Here is a 19,471-nt window from a genome sequence, read left to right as displayed (position 1 = left end):
CTGCGCCGGGCGCAACGCGTAAAGGCATGATTTTACCCGATTTTCGGCGGTTTCAGGCGACCGGCATGCGGGGAAACCCCCACTGGCCATCCGGACGAGTGGGTTTGCCGGGGCGATGGCGATACCATACGGCCATTCTGATGAACCGAGTCGTATCGTAGTGGAAACTCCGCAGAACACCGCCGCGCCGTCCGAATCGGGCGCGGCCTCGTCCCCGCCGCCGTCCGGCGGCTTCACGTCCACCCGCTTCGTGCTCGTCGAGCCGAGCCATCCCGGCAACGTCGGGGCGGCCGCTCGCGCGCTGAAGACGATGGGCTTTTCGCGCCTCGTGCTGGTCGCGCCGCGCGTGCCGCACGTGCAGAGCGACCCCGAGGCGATCGCGATGGCCAGCGGTGCGGACGACGTCCTCGCGTCCGCGCATGTCGTGCCGACGCTCGGCGAAGCGCTGTCCGGCGTGCACTGGTCGATCGCGCTGACCGCGCGCACGCGCGAATACGGCCCGCCACGCCTCGCGCCGCGCGCGGCTGCCGCACAGGCGAGCGCGCAGGTCGGCACGGGCGACATCGCGCTCGTGTTCGGCAACGAGCGCACCGGTCTCGCGAACGAGCATGTCGAGCAGTGCAGCGCGCTCGCGCACATTCCGGCCAACCCGGCCTACAGTTCGCTGAATCTCGCGCAGGCCGTGCAGGTGCTCGCATACGAGTTGCGCGTCGCGTTTCTCGAGCAGGCGAGCGAGCCGTCGGCACAGCCGCAGGCCGAAGCCGGCACGCTCGCGCAGAGCGACGAGATCGAGCGGATGTACGTGCACCTCGAGAACGCGTTGATCGCGCTCGACTTCCTCGATCCGCGCAATCCGAAGAAGCTGATGCCGCGGCTGCGGCGCCTGTTCGCGCGCACGGGCCTCGAGCGCGAGGAGGTCAACATCCTGCGCGGCATCGCGAAGCACATCCTGCTGAAGTCGGGCAAACCAGGCGGCGACGCGTAAGCGGCCGGCGCTCCGATTGCCGGGGGGGCGGGGGAGTTCGCTCGATGCGGCGTGCATTCGGCCGGGCCATGTGTCGACCGACCGCACGCGTCGAACCTGCTGTTTCTCCCGACCGATCGGCCCCGGAAACCCCGGCGTAGCAAGCGTCCCGGCCGAATACCCGTGCCGACGGCGGGGTGAACGCGCGGCCGCGTGCGGCCGGGCACGACTGGCCCTACAATCGCCGGACGTCATAAGTAAATTACCCGGCGCGATAACGGCCGGCATTGCCGGCGATGCGCGCCGGCCTTTTCCCAGATCACATATCATGTTCACGAGACTGCGCGAAGACGTCGCAACGATTCGCGAGCGGGATCCCGCCGCTCGCAGTGCGTGGGAAGTGCTGACCTGTTATCCGGGGCTGCATGCACTCGTGCTGCACCGTTTCGCGCACGCATGCTGGCGCGCGAAGCGCTACTGGCTCGCGCGGTTCGTGTCGCAGGCCGGCCGGTTCCTGACTGGCATCGAGATCCACCCCGGCGCGACGATCGGCCGGCGCGTATTCATCGATCACGGCATGGGCGTCGTGATCGGCGAGACGGCGATCATCGGCGACGACTGCACCATCTATCAGGGCGTGACGCTGGGCGGCACGTCGCTCACGCGCGGCGCGAAGCGCCACCCGACGCTCGAGGCCGGCGTGATCGTCGGCGCCGGCGCGAAGGTGCTCGGCGGTTTCACGGTGGGCGCGGGCGCGAAGATCGGGTCGAACGCGGTGGTCGTCAAACCGGTGCCGCCCGGCGGCACCGCGGTCGGCAACCCGGCACGCATCGTGATGCCGGCGCAGCCGAAGCCGCAGACCGAGCGCGCGGCATTCAGCGCGTACGGGATCACGCCGAACGCCGACGATCCGATGTCGCTCGCGATTCACGGGCTGATCGATCACGCGGCGAAGGAAAGCCGTCGCGTCGACGAGATCGTCGCGGCGCTCGAGCGGCTCGGCACGCATCTGGAAACGCTGCAGGGCGCCGACGCGGCGCGCCTCGACCTGCGCAGGCTGTCAGCGGTGCTGGAAGGCAAGACGGTCGAACGCCAGACGTAACCCACGCGATGGGCGCTGATCGCTGCCGGTCAGTGCGACGGCAGCGCCGGCGTCAGTCGAGCGGCATCGCGTGGATGCCTTCCGCGTCGACGCGCAGGTAGCCGCCGCGCGGCGTGCCGTGATCGAGATCCCAGTCGGGCAGCACCCAGCGGATTCCGCCCGGTTCCGCGTGGCGCGCGGGGCGGTGCGTGTGGCCGTGAATGATCACGCTCGCGCGGCTTTTCCGGAACAGCGCGGCCACGCCATCCCGCGTGACGTCGTAGATGGCCGAAGCCGGGCGCATCCGGCCCGCTTCGCTGTTCGAGCGCATGCGCTGCGCGAGCGCGCGGCGCCAGCGGAACGGCCAGGCGAGAAACAGCCATTGCGCGACGCGATTGCGCGCGAAGCGCCGGAACACCTGGTAGCCGCGGTCGGCCGTGCATTGCGCGTCGCCGTGCGCTAGCACGATGCGCTGGCCGAACGCCATGATCAGTGACGGGTCGGGCAGCAGCATCGCGCCGGCCGCCTTCATGAAGCGCCGGCCGAGCAGGAAATCACGGTTGCCGTGCATCACGTAGAGCGCGATGCCGCGTTCCGAGAACGTGTGCATCAGCGCGGCCATGCGCGCGGCGAACGGATCGTCGTCGAGGATGTCGTCGCCGATCCAGTATTCGAACAGGTCGCCGAGGATGAACACCGAGTCGGCGCTGTCGGCGGTGTATTTCACGAAATGCTCGAACGCGGCGACCGTCTTCGGAATCGCCTCGCTCAGGTGCAGATCGGAGAGAAACAGGAACGGGCGTGCGGCTTGCGCGTACTCGCGCTCGCCCGGCACGCCCGCGGAGACGCTTCGCGGCGGACTCTCCTGCAACATCGAAGTGCCTCCGTAACGACTATGCGTCAGACCACCACGGCCTTTTCGATCACGACGTCGTCGGTCGGCACGTCCTGATGGAAGCCGGCGTTGCCCGTCTTGACGCCCTTGATCTTGTCGACCACGTCCTGGCCTTCGACGACCTTGCCGAACACTGCGTAGCCCCAGCCCTGCGGCGTCGGCGACGAGTGGTTCAGGAAGTCGTTGTCGTTCACGTTGATGAAGAACTGGGCGGTCGCCGAGTGCGGATCGTTCGTGCGTGCCATCGCGACCGTGTAGTTGTCGTTCTTCAGGCCGTTGTTCGCTTCGTTGTCGATCGGCGCGTCGGTCGGCTTCTGCTTCAGGCCCGGCTCGAAGCCGCCGCCCTGGATCATGAAGCCGTTGATCACGCGATGGAACACGGTGCCGTCGTAATGGCCCTTCTTCACGTAGTTCAGGAAGTTCTCGACCGTCTTCGGTGCCTTCGCGGCGTCGAGTTCGAGCTTGATCACGCCGTGGTTCGTATGCAGTTCAACCATGATGAATTCCTTCGGTGAGGCGGTTTAAATGGCACGCGGCCGGTCGTGCGACGCGGCCGCGTGTGGCGCCGGACGTGCCGGCAGGTGCTTACTTCGAGACGATGCTCGCCGATTCGATCACGACCGGTTGCGCCGGTACGTCCTGCATCGGGCCGCGCGAGGTCGTCGCCACGCCTTCGATCTTCTTCACGACGTCGAGGCCCGACACGACCTTGCCGAACACCGCATAGCCGTTGCCGTCCGGGTTCGGATAGTCGAGGCCGCCGTTGTCGACCGTATTGATGAAGAACTGCGCGGTGGCCGAATTCGGATCGCTCGTGCGCGCCATTGCGATCGTGCCCGTCAGGTTCTTCAGACCATTGCGGCTTTCCAGCGGGATCGGCGCGCGGGTCGGCTTTTCCTCGAAGTTGGTCTTGTAGCCGCCGCCCTGGATCATGAAGCCCTTGATCACGCGATGGAAGATCGTGCCGTTGTATTGGCCGGCCTTCACGTAATCGAGGAAGTTGGCGACGGATTTCGGCGCCTTCTCCGGATAGAGCTCGACGCGGATGTCGCCCTGCGAGGTCTTCAGCTGCACGACGGGGTGCGCGGTGGCCGTTTGCGCGAACGCGGGCGCGGTCGCGAGAAGGGCGGCGCCGCCAAGCGCCAGCAACAGACGTTTCATTGCGATCCTCAGGTTGGGAGGGAAGGAAGGCCGCGCCGCTTATTGCGACGGCGCGACGTACGGTGCCGCCAGTGCGCCCGACGGACCGCTGAACTGGAACGTCGGCGACATCGGCAGCGTGGTGGTGCTCACGTTCGCGGCGGCGCGGTCGGTGTAGTCGCGCGTGGCCGGCGTCGTCGCGCGGGCGTTCGGCGCGGCTTTCGACGGCGACACGATCTTCTGCAGATCGGCGAGGCGCTGCGCGGTCGCGCCGCTCGTGCGGCCGAGCGATTGCGCGCGCTTGTACGATTCGGCCGCGAGGCGCAGGTAGAGATCGCCGAGGTTCTCGTACGCGAGCGAGTAGCCCGGGTTCGATTGCGTCGCGGTGACGAGCGCGGTGCGCGCCTCGTCATAGCGGCCGTGCTTCGCGTAGAGCGCCGCGAGGTTGTTGTACGGCTCGGGCAGTTCGGGGTACGCCTGCGTGATCGCGACGAACTGCTGGATCGCGTCGTCGTCGCGGTTCAGGCGGGCCAGCACGGTGCCGCGCTTGAACTGCGCCTGCACGTCGTGCGGGTTCGACGCGATGCGCGCGTCGAGCTGCGCGAGCGCCTGCTGCCACTGCTTGCCGGCGATCGACGCGTCGATTTCGGGAGTGCCGTCGGCGACCGCCGGGGCCTTTTGCGCATGCGCCGCGGGAGCCGCGAAAAGCGTCAGCGCGACGCCCATGACGGTGGTCGCAACGAGGGTCGCAGCGCTCGGCGCGCGGCCGCGATGAGGTTTCATAGGCGTAAATCGGAATGTTATACTCCGAGCCATTCTAACAAAACGTCTGCGCGTTCCGGCGAGCGGCAGACAGTCTTTCTTAGCCTCTCGTGGCCGTCACCGCTGTGCTTGCAGCCTGACCGCCCCATGTGATATCGAGGACGCGCGGCCTGGCGCCGCAGCAGATGGTCCGTCCGTTTCACATGCTGGGCGAGCTTCGCCAGGGCGGTTTCCTTCGGCTCACGGTTCATCTCTATGGAATCACTGCGCATCTACAACACGCTCGCGCGTGACAAGCAAGTTTTCGTGCCGCGCCAGCCCGGCGAAGTGCGGATGTACGTATGCGGGATCACCGTCTACGACTATTGTCACGTGGGCCACGCGCGCATGCTGGTCGTGTTCGACCTCGTCCAGCGCTGGCTGCGTGCGATCGGCTATCGGGTCACGTACGTGCGCAACATCACCGACATCGACGACAAGATCATCCGCCGCGCGGTCGAGAACGGCGAGACGATCAAGTCGCTGACCGACCGCTTCATCGGCGCGATGCACGAGGATGAAACCGCGCTCGGCATCCAGCGGCCCGACGTCGAGCCGCGCGCGACGCAGTTCATCCCGCAGATGCTCGGCATGATCGAGACGCTCGAGACGAACGGCTACGCGTATCAGGCGGCCGACGGCGACGTCAATTACTCGGTGCGCAAGTTCGCAGACTACGGGAAGCTGTCGGGCAAGTCGCTCGACGATCTCCGCGCGGGCGAGCGCGTCGCCGCGAACGATGCAAAGCAGGATCCGCTCGACTTCGTGCTGTGGAAGCGCGCGAAGGCGGACGAGCCGGAAGGCGCGTCGTGGGCGTCGAAGTACGGGATGGGCCGCCCGGGCTGGCACATCGAGTGCTCGGCGATGGGCTGCTCGCTGCTCGGCAATCATTTCGACATCCACGGCGGCGGGCAGGACCTGCAATTCCCGCACCACGAGAACGAGATCGCGCAAAGCGAAGGCGCGACCGGCGAGACGTTCGTCAACTACTGGATGCACAACGGCTTCGTGCAGGTCGACAACGAGAAGATGTCGAAATCGCTCGGCAACTTCTTCACGATCCGCGAGGTGCTCGAGCGTTACGACGCGGAAGTCGTGCGCTTCTTCATCGTGCGCACGCACTACCGTTCGCCGCTCAATTACAGCGACGTGCATCTCGACGACGCGCGCGCGTCGCTCACGCGTCTGTACACCGCGCTGAAGGACGTCGAGCCCGACACGCTCGCGCTCGACTGGAACGAGCCGCACGCGCAACGTTTCGCGGCGGCGATGAACGACGATTTCAACACGCCGGTCGCGGTGGCGACGCTGTTCGAGCTGGCGGGTGAAGTCAACCGCACGCGCGATGCCTCGCTCGCACGGCAACTGAAACAGCTGGCGGGCCTGCTCGGCCTGCTGGGCCGCGAACCGCGCGCGTTCCTGCAGCAGGCGTCCGGCGCCGCGCAGGCGGGCGGGCTCGCGGCCGACGAGATCGAAGCGCAGATCGCCGCGCGCGTTGCGGCGAAGCAAGCGAAGGACTATGCCGAAGCGGACCGGATCCGGGCGGAATTGCTCGAAGCCGGCATCGCACTTGAAGACAAACCGGGCGGATCGACCGAATGGCGTCGCGTATGAGCGCAGCGCGTTCCACTGACCGATCCGTCAGGTAGGAGGCAAGATGGCAACGGCCAGAAAAGCGCCGGTCAGGCGCGCGACCCCGGTCGCCGCGCGTCCGGCAGCCAAGCGCGTACCGGCGGCGAAGGCGGACGCGACGCGCGCCGTGCCGAACGGCGCGCTGAACGGTCATGCGCAGCCGACGGCCGCGCAGCCGGCCGCCGACACGGCCCGCAAGACACGTGCGTCCGAAGCGGGCGGCGAGGAGGGTGTCGTGCGTCCCGCCTATTGGGACAAGGCGTGCGCGGACCTCGTCAAGCGCGACCGGATTCTGAAGAAGCTGATTCCGAAGTTCGGTCCCGCGCATCTCGTGAAGCGCGGCGACCCGTTCGTCACGCTCGCGCGCTCGGTCGTCGGCCAGCAGATTTCGGTGCCGTCCGCCCAGTCGCTGTGGGCGCGCATCGAGGACGCCTGCCCGAAACTCGCGCCGCAACCGGTGATCCGGCTCGGCGCGGACAAGCTGATCGCGTGCGGGCTGTCGAAACGCAAGACGGAATACATCCTCGATCTCGCGCAGCATTTCGTGTCGGGGGCGCTGCACGTCGACAAATGGACGTCGATGGACGACGAGGACGTGATCGCGGAACTCACGCAGATCCGCGGCATCAGCCGCTGGACGGCCGAGATGTTCCTGATCTTCAACCTGTCGCGGCCGGACGTGCTGCCGCTCGACGACCCGGGCCTGATCCGTGCGATCAGCGTCAATTACTTCAGCGGGGAACCCGTCACGCGCAGCGAGGCGCGCGAGGTCGCGGCCAACTGGGAGCCGTGGCGCACCGTCGCGACCTGGTACATGTGGCGCAGCCTCGATGCGCCCGACGCCGACGCCTGAGCGTCGGCTATCGGGTTTTAAACATCAATAGTTGAGAGCCGGTTTTGAGCGTCGCCCGCGCGGGTAGAATACGCGCTGCCGCAAGACCCAAGGATTCGAACACATGAAGACCACGTTTCTGGATTTCGAACAGCCGATCGCCGAACTCGAGGCCAAGATCGAAGAGCTGCGATTCGTGCAGGACGACTCGGCTGTCGATATTTCGGAAGAAATCGAGCGGCTGTCGAAGAAAAGCCAGCAACTGACGAAAGACCTCTACGCGAACCTGTCGCCGTGGCAGGTTTCGCAGATCGCGCGGCACCCGCAGCGGCCGTACACGCTCGACTACGTCGCGGAACTGTTTACCGATTTTCACGAGCTGCATGGCGACCGCGCGTTCGCGGACGACCTGTCGATCGTCGGCGGTCTCGCGCGCTTCGGCGGCCATCCGTGCATGGTGATCGGTCACCAGAAGGGCCGCGACACGAAGGAGCGCGCCGCGCGCAACTTCGGGATGCCGCGTCCGGAAGGCTATCGCAAGGCCGAACGCCTGATGCGTCTCGCCGAGAAGTTCGGGCTGCCGATCTTCACGTTCGTCGACACGCCGGGCGCGTACCCGGGCATCGGCGCGGAAGAGCGCGGCCAGTCGGAGGCGATCGGTCGCAACCTGTACGTGATGGCCGAGCTGAAGACGCCGATCATCACGACGGTGATCGGCGAGGGCGGTTCGGGCGGTGCGCTGGCGATCGCCGTGGCCGACACCGTGATGATGCTGCAGTTCTCGACCTACTCGGTGATCTCGCCGGAAGGCTGCGCGTCGATCCTGTGGAAGAGCGCAGCGAAGGCGCCGGAAGCCGCGGAAGCGCTGGGCCTGACCGCGCACCGCCTGAAGGCGCTCGGCCTGATCGACAAGATCATCAACGAGCCGCTCGGCGGCGCGCATCGCGATCCGAAGGGCATGGCCGCGTTGCTGCGCCGTGCGCTGGCCGATTCGCTGCGCCAGTTCCAGGGCATGAGCATCGATGCGCTGCGCGAGCGCCGCTTCGAGCGCCTGATGGCTTACGGCAAGTTCAAGGAAACCACGCCCGGCGCATGACCGGCCGTGTATTCAAGGCGCGTGCCGCTGCACGCGCGTCTCGCTCGTGATCCCGCCCACCGAATTCTCCGCTGACCGCGTCGTCCTCGACGCGGTCAGCGTTGCGCTTTCTGGTCTGCCGCCGGACGCGCGCATCGCGATCGCTTACAGCGGCGGCCTCGATTCGACCGTGCTGCTCGATGCGGCCGTGCGCGTCGCGGGCGCATCGCGCTGCGTCGCGCTGCACGTGCATCACGGCCTGAGCGCGAACGCCGACGCATGGGTCGCGCATGCCGAAGGGCAAGCGGCGCGGCTCGGTGTCGCATTCGAATCGATGCGCGTCGACGTGCCGCGCGACAGCGGGCTCGGGATCGAGGCGACCGCGCGCGAGCGTCGCTACGCGGCGCTCGACGAGATGGGCGAACGCCATGGCGTAGCGGCGCTGTGGATCGCGCAACATGCGGACGACCAGGCGGAGACGGTGCTGCTGCAACTGTTGCGCGGCGCGGGAATCGCGGGGCTCGCCGCGATGGCGCCGCGTTATCGCCCCGACGGCGTGAGCATCGAGCGGGTGCGCCCGTTGCTGCGACTGTTGCGCGCACAACTCGAGCGCTATGCGGAGCAGCACGCGCTCGCGTGGATCGACGACGAATCGAACGGCGATACGCGCTATGCGCGCAATGCGCTGCGCGTCGACGTGCTGCCGGCGCTGGCCGTGCATTTCCCGGGCTTTCGCGACGCGCTCGGCCGCGCGGCCCAGCATGCGGCCGCCGCTCAGCGGCTGCTCGACGATCTGGCCGAGCTCGATTTCGCCGTCGCCACGCGCGATGACGGTCACGCGCTGTCGCGCGACGCACTGGTCGGATTCGACGACACGCGCGGTGCGAACCTGCTGCGCTTCTGGATGCGCCGGCTCGGTTTGCCGGGCGCGTCGGCTGCCCGTCTGGCCAACATGATGCGGCAACTGCGCGCGGCGCACGACGCGCATGCGCTGCGTGTCGATCACGCGGGGCAGTGCCTGCGGCTCTATCGCGATGTCGTGTACTGGGAGGCGGGCGACAGCAGCGAGCCGGCCGACGACGGCACGGGGACGCCGCAGCCGGAGGCGGCACTCGCGTGGGACGGGCAGGAAGTGTGGCATCTGCGGGGATGGCGCGGCACGTTCGTGTTCGCGCCCGCCGATGCGGGGAGCGCCGACGCGGTGCCCGAGGCGCTGCTGCGCGGTACCCGGCTGGCGGCACGCGCCCGTGCCGGCGGCGAACGGATGCGCACGTCGCCGGGCGGGCCGGGCCGGACGCTGAAGAACCTGTTCCAGGAGCGCGGGGTGCCGGCCTGGCAACGCGACGTGCCGCTGCTGTTCGCGGGTGACCGGCTGATCTACGTGCCGCGACTGGGCGTCAATCGCGACATCGGCGAGCCGGCCGACGCGGCGCCCGGTGACGCGGCATGGCGCCGGATCGAATGGCGCCCCGATTTGCTGATCGCCTAGCAACGGCAGGCGGTCGAACGCGCGATGGCGGGCCCATTTTCACCATTTGGTAAACAGCGCCGGAACGGCCGCCGACACGGCGCGCGGCTTGTCAAGCGGGCTTCTATCGGGTACGCTCGGTCGTTTGCTCGGCTCGATTTTTGAGCGTTTTGTGCAGGTTTTCCGCGTGACGTACCCGGTTTGCGCGGCCTGATCGGCCTTCCGGGCAAAATCCGCCACGCTTGCGTGTTGCGTCCCAGCCGTCCCCCTCGTCGTCCGTCCACAGCCACAAGCCGCGTGACCGAACGGCTACGCGGCCTGCCCAGCGCGCCCGTGCGGTTTCTCCTCCAGTTCAGAACGACAATGGCACTCATCGTACACAAATACGGCGGCACTTCGATGGGCTCGGTCGAGCGCATCAAGAACGTCGCGAAACGCGTCGCAAAATGGCATCAGGCCGGGCACCAGATGGTGGTCGTGCCTTCGGCGATGTCCGGCGAAACCAACCGTCTGCTCGGTCTCGCGAAAGAGATTTCGAGCCAGCCGAGCCCGCGTGAGCTCGACATGATCGCGTCGACCGGCGAGCAGGTCAGCGTCGGCCTGCTGTCGATCGCGCTGCAGGAAATCGGCGTCGAGGCCGTGAGCTATGCCGGCTGGCAAGTGCCGATCAAGACGGACAGCGCGTTTACGAAAGCACGGATTCACTCGATCGACGACGAGCGCGTGAAGGACGATCTGAACGCAGGCAAGGTCGTGATCATCACGGGCTTCCAGGGCGTCGATCCGGACGGCCACATCACGACGCTGGGCCGGGGCGGCTCGGACACGTCGGCGGTGGCGGTGGCGGCTGCGCTGGGTGCCGAAGAGTGCCTGATCTATACCGACGTCGACGGCGTCTACACGACCGATCCGCGGGTCGTCGAAGAGGCGCGCCGCCTCGACCGCGTGACGTTCGAGGAGATGCTGGAAATGGCCAGCCTCGGCTCGAAGGTCCTGCAGATCCGCTCGGTCGAATTCGCCGGCAAATACCAGGTGAAGACGCGTGTGCTGTCGAGCCTGACCGATCCGCTGATTGCGCTCGACGAAGAAATGCGCTCGGGCACCCTGATTACTTTTGAAGAAGACGAGACCATGGAAAAGGCAGTCATTTCCGGCATCGCGTTCCAGCGCGACGAAGCACGCATTGCTGTGATGGGCGTGCCCGACAAGCCGGGCATCGCATATCAGATCCTCGGCCCGGTGGCCGATGCGAACGTCGACGTCGACATGATCATCCAGAACCAGAGCGTCGAAGGCAAGACCGACTTCACGTTCACGGTCGGCCGCGGCGACTACCAGAAGGCGATGGACATCCTCACCAACCAGGTGCAGGGCCATGTGAGCGCCGAGCGCGTGCAGGGCGACCCGAAGGTGTCGAAGGTGTCGGTCGTCGGCGTCGGCATGCGTTCGCACGTGGGCGTCGCGAGCAAGATGTTCCGCACGCTGTCGGAAGAGGGCATCAACATCCAGATGATCTCGACGTCCGAAATCAAGATTTCGGTGCTGATCGACGAGAAATACATGGAGCTGGCCGTCCGCGCGCTGCACAAGGTATTCGAACTCGACCAGGCGTCGTGAATTTTTCGTGATGCATTGAAGAAAATGCATCACGGAAATTGACGTACGGTTCGAAACCCTATATTATCTCGTTCTCGTCGCACTGCCTCCCTGGTGCGAGCGAAAGTTTGGGAGACGTGGCCGAGAGGTCGAAGGCACTCCCCTGCTAAGGGAGCATCTGGGCCAAAACCTGGATCGAGGGTTCGAATCCCTCCGTCTCCGCCAAAAGCGGTGACAAAGCCCCGCAAGTTCTCGGACTTGCGGGGCTTTTTCTTTTTCCGGCCCACCGTGTGGTGTCGTGCGCCGAGCATCGATGCCGTCGAGTCTCATCCTCGGGCGCGCGTCGTCGATACGTCATTCGGGCAATGACTGCTCGACGGGAGTGGCGGTCATGCGCTACATATCGCGTATCGTTCCGCGCGACTCGAGGTGATGCTCGTGGCAACCCCGCATTCCGTTCTGACCGTCCTGTCTCATCGACCTGTCGACGGATTGATCGACAACCACGCACGTTACGCGCATCTGCACGGCTACCGGCATGCAATGGCCGACGGCATGCACGTGTATGGCGAGCGCCAGCAGGTGCTGTACAAGTACCACGCGATCATCGCGCAACTCGTTGCGATGGAGCACGGTGCGTTGCTGCTCGTGCTCGACCCGTTCTCCGTCGTGTTCGATCCGCATGCGCTGACGGATGTCGCGCACGGTTACGACGCGATCGTCACGACGCAGACGTCGAAATCGGCGTTGCCCGCCGCGAGCGGCATGATCTTCCGCAACGTGCCCGACGTACGCGAGCAGTTGCGCCGGCTGGCGCTCGAACTGGGCAAGTGGGCGATGCATCTTCCGGAGCGGCAGCACGCGTGCGAGGCGACGCTGCTGGCAGCGCACTTTCCACCGCTGCCGTTCGACGTACCGCTTGCGAACGGCCATTTCGCGTCGGCCCAGACGGTCTGGAGCGATGGCGTCTCGATCGATTCGATCGCCGGCGCGCGACCGCTCGTGGCGCACCAGGCACCCGAGTGGCGAGACGTGAACGGCTTCTGGGCGCCGGTGCCCGATTACGACTTCCGTTACGTGACGGCGCTCGTCGACGATGCCGAACGGTACCAGCGCGGCGACTGTCCGCGCGCGATGGACGACTGGTGCGCCGCGCAGCAGCGACCGCGCGAAGCAGAGCGGCATGTGAATCCGCATGCGCCGATCGCGTTCGTGAGCCTGCATACGTCGCATATCGCGGGCTATGGCGACCTGCACGAGGAGAATTTCGTCCGCTACTGCACGCGACACGGCTATGCGTACCACACGTATCGCGCCGCGCCCGCTTTCCTGCCGGACGGCATCGACGCGAACTGGGCGAAGCTGCATCTGATTCGCGAACATCTGCCGCATCACGCGTTCGTGTTCTGGGTCGATGCGGACATCCTCGCGATCGACCAGCGCCAGCGCATCGATGGCACGATCGAGGGGCGCGACTTCGTGATCGGGACCGATCACACGGCGTGGGCGATCAACTCGTGCATGATTGGCGTGCGCAACGTGGCGCCGATGCGCGAACTGGTCGAACGCATCTGCGCGCGCATCGAGCGGTTCGACGATCGCTCGTCGGTCTATGCGAGTGGTGGCGACCAGCAGGCGATCTATGTGGAGTTGCTTGAGTCCGGCATGATCGACGCGCGCCATATCGTCGATGCGACGACGCTCGCGTCATCGCCGGTCTATGCGACGCGCGACAGCCGCTTCGTCCATTTCCCCGCCCAGCACGACCACTATCGTGCGGTGACGATGCGCGTATGGGATCGCTTGAGTCACCTGCGCTAATGGCCGCTCGCGTGAGAAGAGGTGCGCGAGGGTAACTCGATCTGCGTATGCGCAGCATGAGATCGAATGAAATAAAAATGAAAGTATTTCTGTAAGACAGGAGAGGCCACGCGACCGCGGTACTGCGGAACGCTGAGCATGTCGTTCCGGCCCTCCGAAATGACCGGTTGACATCAAAAATGCGGCGCTGCGTCGATTTCTGTCGCACGCGGCATCGAGCAATACGAAAAATTACTCATAAAAATCAGCAGGCTACGCGGGCACGCAAAATTGATGTTCTGCTGCGCTGCAGAAAATATTCAATCGTTTTATGCTGGTTAACCCGATCGCATTTGAGCAGCATCAACTTTTCCGGTGATGCCGCTTTACATTTTGCCAACATTGGCGATTCACGAAATCTACCTGTCGATTTGATTTCGTTCCTTTCGTTGCGCCTGTCCCCGATGCAGGGCGCGACCTCCTCAAGGCGTTGTTGACATGCATGATTTCCCCTTCCTGAGCCTGGCCATCTGGGTTCCGATACTGTTCGGCGCGGTGCTGCTGCGCGCCGGTTCCGACCAGCATTCACGCCGGATACGACTGATCGCGCTGGTCGGCGCGATCGCCGGGCTGGCGGCCGTCGTGCCGCTGATCGCCGGTTTCGACGCGCATTCGGCGGCGATGCAGTTCGTCGAAAGACGCGACTGGCTGGCGGCATTCAATGCCGGCTGGCGGGTCGGCATCGACGGCGCGTCGCTGTGGCTCGTCGTGCTGACCGCATTCACGACGCTCGTGGTGGTGGTGGCGTCGTGGGAGTCGGTCACGGTGCGCGTCGCGCAGTACTACGCGTCGTTCCTGATCCTGTCGGGGCTGATGGTCGGCGTATTCGTCGCGCAGGACGGGCTGCTGTTCTTCATCTTCTTCGAGGCGACGCTGATCCCGCTGTACCTGCTGATCGGTACGTGGGGGCGCGAGCGACGCGTGTATGCGGCCGTGAAGTTCTTCTTCATCTCGTTCGCCGGCTCGCTGTTGCTGCTGATGGCGATGCTGTACCTGTACGCGCAGTCGCATACGTTCGACATGGCCGTGTGGCGCACGCTGCAGCTCGGCTTCGCGCCGCAGTTGCTGGTGTTCCTCGGCTTCTTCGCGGCGTTCGCGGTCAAGGTGCCGATGTGGCCGGTCCACACGTGGCTGAGCGACGTGTATACGGACGGTCCGACGGGTGCCGCGCTGATGCTCGCGATGCTCAAGCTCGGCGGTTACGGGTTCCTGCGCTTCGCGCTGCCGATCACGCCGGACGCGAGCCACTTCTTCGCGCCGGCGGTGATCGCGCTGTCGCTGTTCGCGATCGTCTACGCGAGCCTGATCGCGCTCGCGCAGACCGATCTCGGCAAGCTGCTCGCGTATTCGACGGTCGCGCACATGGGGATCGTCACGCTGGGGCTGTTCCTGTTCAACCGGATCGGCGTTGAAGGCGCGATCGTGCAACTCGTGTCGTACGGCTTCGTGGCGGGCGCGATGCTGTTGTGCGTGAACGTGCTCGTGGATCGCACCAGGCAGCGCGAGATCGCCGCGTACGGCGGCGTGGCGGGTGTGATGCCGCGTTTCGCGACCTTCACGCTGCTGTTCGCGATGGCCAACGTCGGTCTGCCGGGCACGTCGGGGTTCGTCGGCGAGTTCATGGTGATCATGGGCGCGATCCGCTTCAACTTCTGGATCGGTGCGATCGCGGCGCTCACGCTGATCCTCAGCGCGTCGTACACGCTGTGGATGCTCAAGCGCGTCGTGTTCGGCAAGGTCGCGAGCCAGCGGATCGCGAAGCTGGCCGACCTGAATCGGCGCGAGATCGTGATGTTCGCGTCGCTCGCGCTGATCGTGCTGGCGGTCGGCATCGATCCGAAGCCGTTCACCGATGCGATCGATCCGACCGTCGGCAAGCTGATCCAGGAAGCGAGCCATTCGAAGGTGCCGGCAGGGGATGGCCCCGCGCCGGCGCTGCCGTCGTACATGGCGTCGACGCACGACTGATCCCGGCACACCGCGCCGCGCAGGCCAGCCGCATTCGCGCGGCAGGTATCGTTGCGCACGCATCGATCGAGGCTTGGCACGGGGCGTGCCGGGCCCGCTTCCGGCTGCGTGAAATTGCCCCGCGACAATGTGACTCACGGCAGATTTTGCAATGATGATTTGCCGCCTGCACCGGTTTTTCATCGCACCCGCGCGACGTATGATTCGGCCAATTTCGTGAATCGAATGCGCATCGGGCATACGCAAACGGATTCAATGACCCGCGGGGCTGTGTGATGAAAAGAAGAGCTTCAAGAGGCTGGTCGGCGCTGATGGCCATGGGCGCGGCGCTGAGCCTGTCAGGTTGTAATTTAGATGTACTAAATCCGAAAGGAAGTGTGGGCGCCGCCGAAAAGGCGCTGATCGCGACGTCCACCTGGGCGATGCTGATCGTCGTCGTGCCGGTGATCCTGCTCACGCTATGGTTCGCGTGGCGTTACCGTGCGTCGAACCGCAACGCCGCTTACGCACCGAACTGGTCGCACTCGACCGCGATCGAGGTCGTGATCTGGACGGTGCCGACGCTGATCATCCTGTTCCTCGGCGTGCTCACGTGGAAGACCACGCACGAGCTCGATCCATACAAGCCGCTCGAATCGGCGGTGAAACCGATCGACGTCGAGGTGGTCGCGCTCGACTGGAAGTGGCTGTTCATCTATCCGGAGCTCGGCATCGCGTCGGTGAACCAGCTCGCGATTCCGGTCGGCACGCCGGTGAACTTCCGCATCACGTCGGATTCGGTGATGAACTCGTTCTTCATCCCGCAGCTCGGCGGCCAGGTCTATGCGATGGCCGGCATGCAGACGCGCCTGCACCTGATCGCCGACGAGCCCGGCAACTACGCGGGCACGTCCGCCAACTTCAGCGGCCGCGGTTTCTCGGACATGAAATTCCGCACGCTCGCCGAGCCGCGCGAGCAGTTCGATGCGTGGGTGCAGAAGGTGAAGGCGTCGCCGGACCGGCTCGACGCGACTATGTACGGCGGCGTCGCGCAGCCGAGCGAGAAGGCGCCGGTGCGCTATTTCTCGTCGGTCGATCCGCGGCTCTTCCACAACATCATCGCGAAATACAACGATGGCCACGTCCTCGACCTGAAGGACGCCGCCTGCGGCACGAAGGGGTAACGCATGTTCGGCAAACTCACACTCTCGGCGATCCCGTTCGATCAGCCCATCATCATGGGGGCCGGCGCCTTCATGGGTCTGGTCGTGCTGGGCATTCTCGCCGCGCTGACGATCACCGGCCGCTGGAAATGGCTGTGGACGGAATGGCTGACCACGGTCGACCACAAGAGACTCGGCGTGATGTACATCATCGTCGCGCTGATCATGCTGCTGCGCGGCTTCGCCGACGCGATCATGATGCGCATGCAGCTCGCGCTCGCGTACAACGCGCCCGGCTACCTGCCGCCGCACCACTATGACCAGATCTTCACGGCGCACGGCGTGATCATGATCTTCTTCATGGCGATGGTGTTCATGGTCGGCCTGATGAACCTGGTCGTACCGCTGCAGATCGGCGCGCGCGACGTCGCGTTCCCGTTCATCAACTCGCTGTCGTTCTGGATGACGGCGGTCAGCGCGATCCTGATCAACCTGTCGCTCGTGATCGGCGAATTCGCGCAGACGGGCTGGCTCGCGTACCCGCCGCTGTCGGAGCTGCAGTTCAGTCCGGGGGTAGGGGTCGACTACTACCTGTGGGCGCTGCAGATCTCGGGCGTCGGCACGCTGCTGACCGGCGTGAACTTCTTCGTGACGATCATCAAGATGCGCGCGCCGGGCATGACGCTGATGAAGATGCCCGTGTTCACGTGGACGGCCCTGTGCACGAACGTGCTGATCATGGCGTCGTTCCCGATCCTGACCGCGACGCTCGCGCTGCTCGGCCTCGACCGTTACCTCGGCATGCACTTCTTCACGAACGATGCCGGCGGCAATGCGATGCTGTACCTGAACCTGATCTGGGCGTGGGGCCATCCGGAGGTGTACATCCTGATCCTGCCGGCGTTCGGGATCTTCTCGGAAGTCATCGCGACGTTCGCGAAGAAGCCGTTGTTCGGCTACAAGACGATGGTGTACGCGACCTGCGCGATCATGGTGCTGTCGTTCCTCGTGTGGCTGCATCACTTCTTCACGATGGGCTCGGGCGCGAACGTGAATGCGTTCTTCGGGATCATGACGATGATCATCGCGATTCCGACCGGCGTGAAGGTGTTCAACTGGCTGTTCACGATGTACCGCGGCCGGATCGAATTCACGACGCCCGTGCTGTGGACGATCGGCTTCATGGTCACGTTCACGCTCGGCGGCATGACCGGCGTGATGATGGCGATTCCGGGCGCGGACTTCGTGCTGCACAACAGCCTGTTCCTGATCGCGCACTTCCACAACGTGATCATCGGCGGCGTGCTGTTCGGCTATCTGGCGGGCTTCAACTACTGGTTCCCGAAGGCGTTCGGCTTCAAGCTGAACGAGAAGCTCGGCAAGGCCGCGTTCTGGTTCTGGCAGGTCGGCTTCTACGTCGCGTTCGTGCCGCTCTACGTGCTCGGCTTCATGGGCATGACGCGCCGCCTGAACCACTATGACAACCCGGCCTGGCATCCGTGGCTGCTGGTCGCCGCATTCGGCGCCGTGCTGATCGCGATCGGCATCGCGTGCCAGCTGCTGCAGCTGGTGGTCAGCATCCGCAACCGCCATCTGCCCGAGTACCGCGACACGACGGGCGACCCGTGGGGTGGCCGCACGCTGGAGTGGGCGACCTCGTCGCCGCCGGCCGACTACAACTTCGCGGTGATCCCGCAGGTGCGCACGCTGGATGCGTATGCAGACATGAAGGCGCGCGGCGAAGGCCGGCCGAACCCGGCGACGTTCCGCGACATCCATATGCCGTCGAATACTTGCGCGGGCCTCGTGATCGCGGTCTTCAGCCTGGTGCTCGGCTTCGCGCTGGTGTGGCACATCTGGTGGATGGCGATCGGCGGGCTCGTCGGGATCATCGCGACGCTCGCGATCTACAGCTCGCGCGATAACGACGGCTATTACATCCCTGCGTCGACGGTGCGCAAGACCGAAGACAAGCAGCCGACGCGGCGCACGGCCGCGCGCGTCGACGACGTGGAACTGGAGGCCAACTGATGTTGCAGAAAACCTTGAGCGCAACCCTGCTCGAACACGACGACCATCCGCCGTCGCATTCGGTGTTCGGGTTCTGGCTGTACCTGATGACCGACTGCGTGATCTTCGCGGCGCTGTTCGCGACGTTCGCGGTGCTCGGCCACCAGTACGCGGGCGGGCAGACGGCGAAAGAGCTGTTCGACATTCCGGGCGTCGCGGTCGAAACCGCCGCGCTGCTGCTGTCGAGCATCACGTACGGCTTCGCGATGCTCGCGGCGTACCAGCAGCGGCGCGGCGCGCTGCTCGCATGGCTCGCGGTGACGTTCGTGCTCGGCGCGGCGTTTCTCACGATGGAGCTGCGCGAGTTCTCGCACCTGATCGCGGAAGGCGCGGGCCCGCAGCGCAGTGCGTTCCTGTCGGCATTCTTCACGCTGGTCGGCACGCACGGGTTGCACGTGACGGCCGGCCTGTTGTGGATGATCGTGCTGGCCGCGCAGATCGTGTTGCGTGGCGGCGACCTGACCGATCGCGACCTGCGACGCCTGACGTGCCTGAGCCTGTTCTGGCACTTCCTCGACATCGTGTGGATCTGCGTGTTTTCCTTTGTCTATCTCGCGAGCGTGATCTAAATGGCCCATTCGCATTCGTCTCAACTCGAAGAAGGGCACGGCAGTGTCGGCGGCTACGTCGCCGGTTTCATCCTGTCGGTGCTGCTCACGGCCGCGTCGTTCGGCCTCGTGATGGGCGGCGTGCTGTCGCCGCATGCGTCGCTGATCGGGCTGGCCGTGCTCGCCTTCGTGCAGATCGTCGTGCACCTCGTGTACTTCCTGCACATGAACGGCTCGTCGGGCCAGCGCTGGAACGTGATGGCGTTCAGCTATACGGTGCTGACCGCCGCGATCGTGATCGTCGGCACGCTGTGGGTGATGCACAACGTCAGCATGAACATGATGTCGCGCTGAGCGGCAACGTGGCGCATCGGGTTCGCATCCGTGCGCGTTCATGAA

The 19,471-nt window shown here is 65.5% G+C and carries 17 protein-coding genes and 1 tRNA gene; 14 read left to right on the top strand and 4 right to left on the bottom strand.

All coding sequences use genetic code 11. The features are described 5' to 3' along the window. Positions 1 to 160 precede the first annotated feature (160 nt). Both AP428_RS08035 and cysE read left to right on the top strand, forming a co-directional pair. Positions 161 to 985: an RNA methyltransferase gene (locus AP428_RS08035; protein WP_054927952.1), complete on the top strand. Its 825-nt coding sequence runs from the start codon at positions 161 to 163 to the stop codon at positions 983 to 985. Positions 986 to 1,292: 307 nt separating this feature from the next. Then, the gene (gene cysE, locus AP428_RS08030) at positions 1,293 to 2,066 is read left to right on the top strand and encodes a serine O-acetyltransferase (protein ID WP_027812921.1); all 774 of its coding nucleotides are present in this window, start codon (positions 1,293 to 1,295) and stop codon (positions 2,064 to 2,066) included. A 52-nt stretch (positions 2,067 to 2,118) separates the two neighbouring features. Here the strand turns inward: cysE and AP428_RS08025 are convergent, their stop codons facing one another. The 4 genes from AP428_RS08025 to AP428_RS08010 form a co-directional block, all read right to left on the bottom strand. After that, complete coding sequence (locus AP428_RS08025; RefSeq protein WP_006478427.1) at positions 2,119 to 2,919, bottom strand: UDP-2,3-diacylglucosamine diphosphatase; 801 nt, start codon at positions 2,917 to 2,919, stop codon at positions 2,119 to 2,121. Positions 2,920 to 2,945: 26 nt separating this feature from the next. Continuing rightward, positions 2,946 to 3,437, bottom strand: coding sequence for a peptidylprolyl isomerase (locus AP428_RS08020; protein ID WP_006478428.1), 492 nt, complete (start codon positions 3,435 to 3,437; stop codon positions 2,946 to 2,948). Positions 3,438 to 3,525: 88 nt separating this feature from the next. Beyond that, positions 3,526 to 4,101 carry a peptidylprolyl isomerase gene (locus AP428_RS08015; RefSeq protein WP_006478429.1) on the bottom strand — a complete coding sequence of 192 codons (576 nt, stop codon included), beginning with the start codon at positions 4,099 to 4,101 and terminating at the stop codon, positions 3,526 to 3,528. A 39-nt stretch (positions 4,102 to 4,140) separates the two neighbouring features. After that, positions 4,141 to 4,863 carry a tetratricopeptide repeat protein gene (locus tag AP428_RS08010; RefSeq protein WP_027812922.1) on the bottom strand — a complete coding sequence of 241 codons (723 nt, stop codon included), beginning with the start codon at positions 4,861 to 4,863 and terminating at the stop codon, positions 4,141 to 4,143. Positions 4,864 to 5,097: 234 nt separating this feature from the next. Here AP428_RS08010 and cysS point away from each other — a divergent pair, with 234 nt between their 5' ends. The 12 genes from cysS to cyoD all read left to right on the top strand — a co-directional run bounded on the left by cysS (position 5,098) and on the right by cyoD (position 19,426). After that, a complete protein-coding gene (gene cysS, locus AP428_RS08005) occupies positions 5,098 to 6,495 on the top strand; it encodes a cysteine--tRNA ligase (RefSeq protein ID WP_006478431.1) in 1,398 nt (465 codons plus the stop codon). Positions 6,496 to 6,538: 43 nt separating this feature from the next. Further along, positions 6,539 to 7,366 (top strand): DNA-3-methyladenine glycosylase, encoded by an 828-nt coding sequence (locus AP428_RS08000; RefSeq protein ID WP_054927951.1) that lies wholly within the window; start codon positions 6,539 to 6,541, stop codon positions 7,364 to 7,366. Positions 7,367 to 7,469: 103 nt separating this feature from the next. Continuing rightward, on the top strand, positions 7,470 to 8,441 hold the full coding sequence (locus AP428_RS07995) for an acetyl-CoA carboxylase carboxyltransferase subunit alpha (RefSeq protein WP_006478433.1): 972 nt from the start codon (positions 7,470 to 7,472) through the stop codon (positions 8,439 to 8,441). 46 nt (positions 8,442 to 8,487) lie between these two features. Beyond that, positions 8,488 to 9,909, top strand: a complete 1,422-nt coding sequence (tilS, locus tag AP428_RS07990) for a tRNA lysidine(34) synthetase TilS (RefSeq protein ID WP_054927950.1) — start codon at positions 8,488 to 8,490, stop codon at positions 9,907 to 9,909. Positions 9,910 to 10,251: 342 nt separating this feature from the next. Further along, entirely contained in the window at positions 10,252 to 11,505 is a 1,254-nt protein-coding gene (locus AP428_RS07985) for an aspartate kinase (protein ID WP_011549493.1), read from the top strand. Between the two features lie 110 nt (positions 11,506 to 11,615). Further along, positions 11,616 to 11,709, top strand: a tRNA-Ser gene (locus AP428_RS07980). 207 nt (positions 11,710 to 11,916) lie between these two features. Continuing rightward, positions 11,917 to 13,305, top strand: a complete 1,389-nt coding sequence (locus AP428_RS07975; RefSeq protein WP_054927949.1) for a hypothetical protein — start codon at positions 11,917 to 11,919, stop codon at positions 13,303 to 13,305. 477 nt (positions 13,306 to 13,782) lie between these two features. Continuing rightward, positions 13,783 to 15,312, top strand: coding sequence for a NuoM family protein (locus AP428_RS07970; protein WP_027812926.1), 1,530 nt, complete (start codon positions 13,783 to 13,785; stop codon positions 15,310 to 15,312). A 275-nt stretch (positions 15,313 to 15,587) separates the two neighbouring features. Beyond that, positions 15,588 to 16,475 carry a ubiquinol oxidase subunit II gene (cyoA, locus tag AP428_RS07965; protein WP_006478438.1) on the top strand — a complete coding sequence of 296 codons (888 nt, stop codon included), beginning with the start codon at positions 15,588 to 15,590 and terminating at the stop codon, positions 16,473 to 16,475. Between the two features lie 3 nt (positions 16,476 to 16,478). Further along, complete coding sequence (gene cyoB, locus AP428_RS07960; protein WP_054927948.1) at positions 16,479 to 18,485, top strand: cytochrome o ubiquinol oxidase subunit I; 2,007 nt, start codon at positions 16,479 to 16,481, stop codon at positions 18,483 to 18,485. Then, on the top strand, positions 18,485 to 19,093 hold the full coding sequence (gene cyoC, locus AP428_RS07955) for a cytochrome o ubiquinol oxidase subunit III (RefSeq protein WP_011549497.1): 609 nt from the start codon (positions 18,485 to 18,487) through the stop codon (positions 19,091 to 19,093). Before cyoB ends, cyoC begins: the two co-directional genes overlap by 1 nt. Further along, on the top strand, positions 19,094 to 19,426 hold the full coding sequence (cyoD, locus tag AP428_RS07950; protein WP_006478441.1) for a cytochrome o ubiquinol oxidase subunit IV: 333 nt from the start codon (positions 19,094 to 19,096) through the stop codon (positions 19,424 to 19,426). It begins immediately after the preceding gene. The last annotated feature ends 45 nt before the right edge of the window (positions 19,427 to 19,471 follow it).

This window comes from Burkholderia sp. E168m22 (assembly GCF_001319805.1).
Lineage (GTDB): Bacteria > Pseudomonadota > Gammaproteobacteria > Burkholderiales > Burkholderiaceae > Burkholderia > Burkholderia orbicola.
The sequence above is the reverse complement of the archived record's forward strand: the minus strand, read 5'-3'. Positions and strand labels throughout refer to the sequence as shown.